Below are 1,582 nucleotides of genomic sequence, written 5' to 3' on the forward strand. Positions count from 1 at the left end.
CAACCCTACTACACACACCCTCTTCCCCACCCCCCCGCCCTCCCCCCCTCCCCCCACCCCCCCCGGCCGGCCGGGGGCCGCGAGAGGGGCGGCCGGGAATTCCCGGCCGCCCCTCTCGGTGCGTGCGTCAGTCGCGGTCGTTGCTCACCGTGGTCTTCTGGACCTGCAGGAGGAACTCGGCGTTGGACTTGGTCTCCTTCATCTTCTCCAGGAGAAGCTCCAGAGCCTGCTGCATGTCCAGCGCGTGCAGGACGCGGCGGAGCTTCCAGACGATCTGGAGCTCCTCCTTGCCCATGAGGATCTCTTCCTTACGGGTGCCGGACGCGTCGACGTCCACCGCGGGGAAGATGCGCTTGTCGGCCAGGGAACGGTTGAGCTTGAGCTCCGCGTTGCCCGTGCCCTTGAACTCCTCGAAGATGACCTCGTCCATCTTGGACCCGGTCTCGACCAGGGCCGTGGCGAGGATCGTCAGCGAGCCGCCGTTCTCGATGTTGCGGGCGGCGCCGAAGAAGCGCTTGGGCGGGTAGAGCGCCGTGGAGTCGACACCACCGGACAGGATGCGGCCCGAGGCCGGCGCCGCGAGGTTGTAGGCGCGGCCGAGACGGGTGATCGAGTCGAGCAGGACGACCACGTCGTGGCCCAGCTCCACCAGGCGCTTGGCCCGCTCGATGGCGAGCTCGGCGACCGTGGTGTGGTCCTCGGCCGGACGGTCGAAGGTCGAGTGGATGACCTCGCCCTTGACCGACCGCTGCATGTCGGTGACCTCTTCGGGCCGCTCGTCCACGAGCACGACCATGAGGTGGCACTCGGGGTTGTTGCGGGTGATCGCGTTGGCGATCGACTGCAGCACCATCGTCTTACCGGCCTTGGGCGGCGAGACGATGAGGCCGCGCTGGCCCTTGCCGATCGGCGAGACGAGGTCGATGATCCGCGTGGTGAGGATGTTCGGCTCGGTCTCCAGGCGCAGGCGCTCCTGCGGGTAGAGCGGCGTCAGCTTGTTGAAGTCGGGCCGGTTGCGGGCCTGCTCCGGGTCCATGCCGTTGACGGTGTCGAGGCGGACCAGGGCGTTGAACTTCTCGCGGCGCTCGCCGTCGCGCGGCTGCCGGACGGCGCCGGTGATGACGTCGCCCTTGCGCAGGCCGTTGCGGCGGATCTGCGCGATCGAGACGTAGACGTCGTTGCTGCCGGGCAGGTAGCCGCTGGTACGCACGAACGCGTAGTTGTCGAGGATGTCGAGGATGCCGGCGATCGGGATGAGGACGTCGTCCTCGCCGATCACGGGGTCGCTGCCCTCGAAGCGGTCGCGGCCGCGGCCGCGGTTGCGCTCCCTGAACCGGCCGCGCCGCCCGCGCCCGCGCTCGTCGTCGTCGCCGCCACGCTGGTCACCGCGGTCACCGCGGTCAGCACGGTCACCGCGGTCAGCACGGTCAGCACGGTCAGCACGGTCACCGCGCTGGTCACGCGTGTCGGCGGCGCGCTGGTCACGGCCGTCACGACCGCCGTCACGGTTGCCGTCACGGGCGCCGTCGCGGCCGCCCTCGCCGCGGTCGCCGGCCGAGCGGTCGTTGCCCCGGTCGTTGCC

Annotated in this window: 1 protein-coding gene; it reads right to left on the reverse strand. The window is 70.4% G+C overall.

Translation table 11 applies throughout. The features are described 5' to 3' along the window. Nucleotides 1-127: 127 nt before the first annotated feature. Nucleotides 128-1,582 (reverse strand): transcription termination factor Rho (gene rho / locus AB0H81_RS44760; protein WP_358388703.1); only part of this gene is annotated, 1,455 nt, incomplete at its 5' end.

This window comes from Nonomuraea sp. NPDC050691, from assembly GCF_040654455.1.
Taxonomy (GTDB): Bacteria; Actinomycetota; Actinomycetes; order Streptosporangiales; family Streptosporangiaceae; genus Nonomuraea.